3 protein-coding genes are annotated in these 3,352 nt (G+C 74.6%); 1 reads left to right on the forward strand and 2 read right to left on the reverse strand.

The window, feature by feature from the left end; all coding sequences use genetic code 11:
* Positions 1-218: 218 nt before the first annotated feature.
* Positions 219-986, reverse strand: coding sequence for a class I SAM-dependent methyltransferase (locus tag AC1DWC_RS26575; protein ID WP_477912868.1), 768 nt, complete (start codon positions 984-986; stop codon positions 219-221).
* 136 nt (positions 987-1,122) lie between these two features.
* Here AC1DWC_RS26575 and AC1DWC_RS26580 point away from each other — a divergent pair, with 136 nt between their 5' ends.
* Complete coding sequence (locus AC1DWC_RS26580; RefSeq protein ID WP_477912870.1) at positions 1,123-2,361, forward strand: glycosyltransferase family 4 protein; 1,239 nt, start codon at positions 1,123-1,125, stop codon at positions 2,359-2,361.
* Here AC1DWC_RS26580 and AC1DWC_RS26585 read toward each other — a convergent pair.
* On the reverse strand, positions 2,299-3,352 hold a 1,054-nt coding region (locus tag AC1DWC_RS26585; protein WP_477912872.1), incomplete at its 5' end, for an MmpA family trehalose lipid delivery protein. The genes AC1DWC_RS26580 and AC1DWC_RS26585 overlap by 63 nt on opposite strands.

A 3,352-nucleotide genomic window follows, 5' to 3' on the forward strand; every position in this document is an offset into this window, starting at 1 on the left:
ATCGGCTCCTTGGTCGTGGGCGACGCGTAAGGCTGCATCGAGCAGCTTCATCCGGGCATCCGATCTGGCCATGGATACGTCCATAGCCGGTCTCAGGTACCCACGCTCACCTCCACAGCAGCGTGTCTCACATCTGGGTAGACATCTCGCGTCTCACATGTCCCCAGACTGAACAGGCCCCAGGGGGACGACAAGCACTCACGGGCGTACGGAGCCGCCTACTTGCGCATCACCAGGACGAGGTTGCTCACCAGCAGCTCCCGCAGCCACGGCAGCCGCACCATCCACCACGCCCAGCGCGGGTGGTAGCGCGGGAAGGCGGCCAGCAGCCGACCCTCGGAAGTCGAACGTGCCCAGCGCAACCCGTCCGCGGCGCCGACGTCGAACAGGGAGACCCCGAACCGGTTCTTCGGCTCGTGGCCCTGCTTGCGGCCGTACCGGCGGGCCGCGTACTCGCCGCCCAGGAAGTGCCACGGGCCGGTCTCGTGGCCGCCGAACGGCCCCCACCACAGGGTGTACGAGAGGATCATCAGGCCGCCGGGCCGGGTGACCCGCAGCATCTCCTCGGCCATGGTCCACGGCTCGGGGACGTGCTCGGCGACGTTGGAGGAGAAGCAGATGTCGACGCTGGCGTCGCGGATCGGCAGCGCCATCCCGGACCCGCGGATCGCGTCGCCGACGGTCAGGCCCGCCGCGTGCATCTCGCTGGGGTCGGGCTCGACGGGGACGTACCGCGCGCCGGCCGCGCGGAAGGCCTCGGCGAAGTAGCCGGGCCCGCCGCCGACGTCCAGGACGATCCGCCCGGACAGCGATTCCCCGTTCGCACCGGCGTAGAGGTCCTCGACCAGTTCCAGCGAGTCGCGGGCCAGGGCGCCGTAGAAGATGTCGGGATCGGTCTGCTCGTAGCGGAAGTCCGAGAGCAGTCGCACCGACCGACGGAGGGTGGCCCGGCGGGCGAAGACACGGGTCACGGGGAGGGCGGTCACGGGGAGCAACCCTAGCGAGCGGCGGCGTCGACGCCGGTTCCCGGTCCGGGACCGCAACAATTCGCAGCGTGCAGCCGATAAGGTAGTCGTCGGCCGCGCCGCGGCCGTCACCGCCCGAGGGTCCAGGAGTAGTGCCGTGCGCGAGGTTCTGTTGTTGTGCTGGCGCGACACCGGGCACCCCCAGGGAGGTGGCAGCGAGCGCTACCTCGAACAGGTCGGCACCGGACTCGCGGCCCGCGGCATCAAGGTCACCCTGCGCACCGCCGGCTACCCGGGTGCGCCGCGGGAGGAGTTCGTCGACGGCATCCGGATCAGCCGCGGCGGCGGACGGTTCACCGTCTACCCGCGGGCGCTGGCCGCCATCGCGGCCGGTCGGCTGGGTTTCGGCCCGCTCCGCGGCATCGCTCCCGACGCGGTGATCGACACCCAGAACGGCATCCCCTTCTTCGCGCGCGCGGTCGCGGGCGCGCCGATCACCGTGCTGGTGCACCACTGCCACCGCGAACAGTGGCCGGTCGCCGGACGGCTGGTCGGCCGGATCGGCTGGTGGGTCGAGTCCGTGCTCTCGCCGCGGGTGCACCGGCGCAACCAGTACCTGACGGTGTCGCTGCCGTCCGCGGAGGAACTGACCGCGCTCGGCGTGGACCGTGAGCGGGTCGCGGTGGTGCGCAACGGCGCCGACGAACTGCCCGCCGCCGTGCCCGCCGGCGACGAGGCCACCCGGACCACCCATCCGAGCGTGTGCGTGCTGTCGCGGCTGGTGCCGCACAAGCAGATCGAGGACGCGCTGTCCGCGGTCGCGGCGCTGCGCGGACGCACCCCCGGGCTGCACCTGGACGTGATCGGCGGCGGCTGGTGGGAGGAGAACCTGCGCGAGCGGGCCCGCGAACTTGGCATCGCCGACGCGGTGACCTTCCACGGCCACGTCCCCGAGGACCGCAAGCACCAGCTGCTCTCGCGGGCGTGGGTGCACGTGATGCCCTCCCGCAAGGAGGGCTGGGGCCTGGCGGTGATCGAGGCCGCGCAGCACGGCGTCCCGACCGTCGGCTACCGCAGCTCGCGCGGGCTCACCGACTCCGTCGTCGACGGCGTCACCGGCCTGCTGGTGGACGACGCCGCACAGTTGACGATCGCGGTGTCGGAGCTGCTCGACGCCGCCGAGTTGCGCGGCGATCTCGGCGAGAAGGCGCGGATGCGGGCGTCGGAGTTCTCCTGGACGCAGACCGCGGCGGGCGTGCACACCGTGCTCGCGGAGTCGGCCTCCGGCCGTTACGTCTCGGGCCTGATCGGGGCGCCGGACGCGGCGGCCGTCTCAGACCCGGTCGGCGCGGGTCCGGCCGCGGTAGGCCACGGCGCCGAGCGCGCTACCGCCTAGCAGCAGCGCCCACGCGAGGTGCGCGGCGACCGCCGCGGCCCTGGCCCCCGCCCGGTGCGGCGGCGGCGCGGGTTCGCCCGGCACCCGGTACAGCGCCAGGTGCTCGTCGGCGAACACCGGCTCGAGCTGGGCCAGGGTGCGCCCGGCGTCACCGACCGGTCCGGCGGCGTCCCGCTCGACGAGCACCCAGCCGACCCCCAGACCGGGCAGGTGGTCGGCGGGACCGCCGCCGATCAGCAGCGCCTCGACCCGTTCGGCGCGGGCCCCCTCGCCCCCGATGTCCGTGGACTGCCCGGCGTCGGTGACGAGCAGCCGGCCGGTCTGCGGCACGTCGAGCGGCAGCAGCCGCGGAGCCGGGTCGAGCACCGGGGCGTCGCCGCTGTACGGGAACCGGCGGAACGTGCCCGACGGCAGCACCGCGACGTCCCCGGACCGACCCTCGAGCCGTGCCGCGACCTCCGACCACGACGACGGGTAGTGCACGGGACGCAGCGCCCCGCCGACGCCCCACGCCAGGTCCGGCAGCGCGATCAGCACCGCGGCGATCCCCACTGCGGCCGCCGCCGCCGGATTCCTCGCGGGCGACGGCGTGGCCCGCTCGCGGTCGCCGAACACCCGGCGGCCGAGCCGGTCCAGGGCGCCCGCACCGGCCGCCGCGGCCAGCGCGTAGCCGGGGACCGCGAGCGCCACCCACTTCTGGGCGTCGCGCAGCAACCCGGCGCCGGGCACGTGCACCACCGCCCACTCGCCGGCCTGCAGACCCCAGCCGGTGGCGGCGAGTGCGGGCAGCGCGACCGCCGCCGCGGCCGTCACCCCCAGCGTCGCGATCACCGGGTTCCCGCGACGGCGCCACAGCGCCGGCACCCCGGCGGCCACCACCGTGAGCAGCAGCGCCGTGCCGACCAGTGCCCACGGCGAGGTCCGGCTGCCCGGCACCGCGTCCGCGTTCCAGATCCCGCCGAGCCCGGCGAGGCTGCCGACGGTCGCCAGG

Source organism: Rhodococcus sp. P4_C10 (assembly GCF_056402135.1).